Below are 3,600 nucleotides of genomic sequence, written 5' to 3' on the forward strand. Positions count from 1 at the left end.
AAATCGGTACCATCACCACGCGGTCTTCTGCATCATGGTTGATCAGCCCGGAGCGAATACAATCAAGATCCAGAGACAGAGCAGGGTCAGAAAGATCCTCCGCAAGCTCAAACACCGAATCGTATTTTTTGTTTCCTTTCATCCCGCCATTAGAGAAGAAAATATTTGGCTGGTCATTTCCTTGCAACGCCATTGCTATCGTATTGTTATAGTCATCCAGCTTCACATAGCTGAGCCGTACATTCGGATATCCTTCGTTGAACCTGTCAAAGTCCGCTTCCAATGCTTCAAAGTTATCATAGCTTCCCGCTACTGTGATGCTGCAGCTGGTATTTGTATCGAGATGCGGAGCAAATCCGGCGGCGGATTTTTCATCCGTTTTGCTGCCGCATGCCGTCAGGGATACAGCTATGATTATAGCTGAAATCATGCAGGATAGCTTTTTCATACCTTTTTTTCCTCCTTAATTCTGCGAATCTCTTTGATTACGAGTTTAATGTCTACTGGTTTTGAGATATGTCCGTTCATACCGGCGTTTAGACATTCGGTGATGTTTTCGGAAAATGCATCCGCTGTCATGGCGATGATAGGAATGGATGCCGCCCACGGATCATCTAGCGCACGGATATTCTTAGTGGCATCGAGCCCGTTCATCTCCGGCATTTGTATATCCATAAAGATCAGATCATAGCTTCCTTCTGCTGCTAATCTCATTTTTTCTACACAGATACGTCCGTTTTCAGCGCGTTCTGAGTTGATTCCGTACATACCGAGAAGAGCTGAAATAACTTCCCAGTTGACATCAAAATCCTCTGCGATCAGGATGTTCATTCCCTTCAGATCAGAATAGTCATTCTCCGGTTCAGCGGATGTTACACCAGTGCCGAGAACATCGTTGATCGTATCGTAAAGCGTTGAGCGAAACAACGGCTTGCTGATGAAAGCGTTTGCACCTGCTTTCTTCGCGGCCCCCTCAATATCCGTTCTGTCATAAGCGGAAATCAGCAGGATAGGGATGTTCGGCGAAACCTCCGAACGAACGCGGCGCGTCATTTCGATGCCGTCGATATCAGGCATTTTCCAGTCGAGTATCACAATACTGTAATCTTGTTCTGTTTCGTGACGATGCGTAATCATTTCGAGCGCTTCGGACGCACTTCCTGTACAGTCAGCAGTCACTCCGAGTGACTTGAGCGTATCGGCTGCGGTCTCCAGCAGGATTGGATCATCATCCACAATCAGGACATCCATCGGTTCAAGCATCATATCTTCTCTTTGCCATTCTGCAATCGGAATATCCAGTGTTACGGTAAATGTTGTTCCTTTTCCAAGTTCGCTCTGGCAGTCGATCGTACCTTCCATCAGATCGACCATTTGTTTTGTGATGGCAAGTCCGAGTCCGGTTCCCTGAATGCTGTTCACACGACTGTCTGTCTGGCGGGAAAACGGATGATACATATTCTCCATATACTCCGGACTCATGCCGATGCCGGAATCGGATACGATATAGGTCAGCTGCACGCATCCGGGTTTCTTGCTTTCATCCTCATGCATATCCACGCTGACATGACCGCCGGGTTCTGTATATTTGATGGCGTTGGATAGGATGTTGATATAGATCTGATTCAACCGAAGCTGATCGGCGTAAAAATATTCTTTTTCCATCCAATTGATCCGGAAGTGAAAGTCGATGTTTTTTTCCTTTATCATCGGCTGGGAAATGTTCACAAGATTTTCCACTGCCTCGACGATAGAGAAGGTCTGCGGGCTGAGGTTCAGTTTTCCACTTTCAACCTTGGAAATATCAAGGATATCATTGATTAGAGTGAGCAAATGATTGCTCGCCAGCGTAATCTTTTTCAGATTCTCTCTGACTAATTCGGTATCATCGAGATTATTTTTCATAATCGTCGTAAGGCCAATGATCGCGTTCATCGGCGTTCGTATATCATGGGACATCGTAGAAAGAAAATCGGTTTTTGCTTTGTTTGCCGATGCCGCTTCTCTTGCCGCTGCATGAAGCTTCTGATTGAAGTAAAGCATAACTGTCAGATCAAACACAAACAGGATCAGAAGACCGACTGAAACAATTCCGACCAGCAGCCATTTTTCAGTGTTGACGCTCAGCTCATTCATCGGCATAAAGCTGAGAAGCACCCATTCCGCTTTTGAAGCGATCGGAGCATATGCGAGAATACATTTCTCACCGCGGGAATTACGCATAGAAAACGAACCGGTCGAAGAAGTGATTTTTTCAAAAAGCTCCTGTGCGGCAGCAGTATCACCAGCATTGTAAGACTTGTAAAACTCAAAGAAATTAGAATTTTTGAATGAATGATCCTTGATGAGATAATTGCCGTCTGCATCGATCATGGAAAGCTCAGCGTTTTCATACTCTTCCTGTGGGAAGATCCATTTCTGCTCCAGTTCTGTGATCGGCAGCACCCGCAGCAATATGGCGTCTTTTGGAACATTGGTATCTGAATCGTAAAGGGTTATAAAATTGCAGAATGCCAGAGATTGTTTGCCATTTACCGGATTCGTATATGCACGGGAAATATTAATGGATTCCCCAATATCGGAGATCCAGCTCACATCGTTAAGAAGATCCATCCGCTTATATGAAACGGTATAATCGTTGAAGGTATCTTGCTTTGCTTTTGTAGATAGCCCGGACAACGTATCAAGATACACAATATGTGCAGATGCATTTGGCAGCACATGAGAGATCCGGATGAAGGAAACAGCTTCTTCAATGGTCATGTTTTGGCTGTTGATATAGCGTGCCCACACATCGCAGATGCGCTGTTCGCCCTCCAGATAATTCTCGGTGACACGCTCCATTGCGATTGTGGTATTTTCAAAATGTTCTATTTGTCTTTGTGCAGTGTTTCGACTCTGAAGATTGGAATTCAGAACCACAAAGATCAGCATAGCAATCATAATGAACACGTTAAAAATAATGATCCATTTTTTTTTCATAACGCATTCCGCTCCTAAATAATATTACTTCCACACCTCTCAACAATAGCTGTTTTCGGTATATATTTCTGAAAAAGATAATGAGAGTCAACATAAGTTCCTTACCAGATACGGCAAAGAACATAATATAGATAATTATATAATGGCATAGTTTTATCTAATATAGAATAATATCATAATGTTTGGATTAATTCAAATATATTTTATTAACAATACATATATTATCGCTTTTTGTATATTTGTACAATCTTAGAATATGTCTGTTGTATAATGTTACAAGATAAAACCCCTTTAAATAATGATATTTCAATTGCTTTATACTCATTGGATAATCCAATAACAGGAGCACCAAGCTCCGAACAAATATATTCTTCTTACACTTACAAAGAACCTGGATTAAGCGTAATTCATATTAATATGAAAAGACCGCAGATTTATTTGCGGTCTTTATTATAACAAAAAGTCCTTACATCCGAAGCTATGAGGACTCTGTTGTTTTTATTCAGATAAACACATTAACGTGAATATCACGCCAGCTTAGTATTCTGCGCTTAGTGGACTTCGCGTAAAGGTATTTCTTAGCATCGTCCAGATTCAGCGTAAAATAGCCAATCTGAG

2 protein-coding genes are annotated in these 3,600 nt (G+C 42.4%); both read right to left on the bottom strand.

What is annotated here, in order from left to right:
• The coding region (locus J6U00_RS05565) for a hypothetical protein (RefSeq protein ID WP_296580002.1) at nt 1-448 on the bottom strand (448 nt) is incomplete at its 3' end.
• Nucleotides 445-2,982 (bottom strand): response regulator, encoded by a 2,538-nt coding sequence (locus J6U00_RS05570; RefSeq protein ID WP_296580004.1) that lies wholly within the window; start codon nt 2,980-2,982, stop codon nt 445-447. The genes J6U00_RS05565 and J6U00_RS05570, both read right to left, overlap by 4 nt.
• Between the last annotated feature and the right edge of the window lie 618 nt (nt 2,983-3,600).

It is taken from the genome of Ruminococcus sp., assembly GCF_017650195.1.
Classification (GTDB): Bacteria; Bacillota; Clostridia; order Oscillospirales; family Ruminococcaceae; genus Ruminococcus.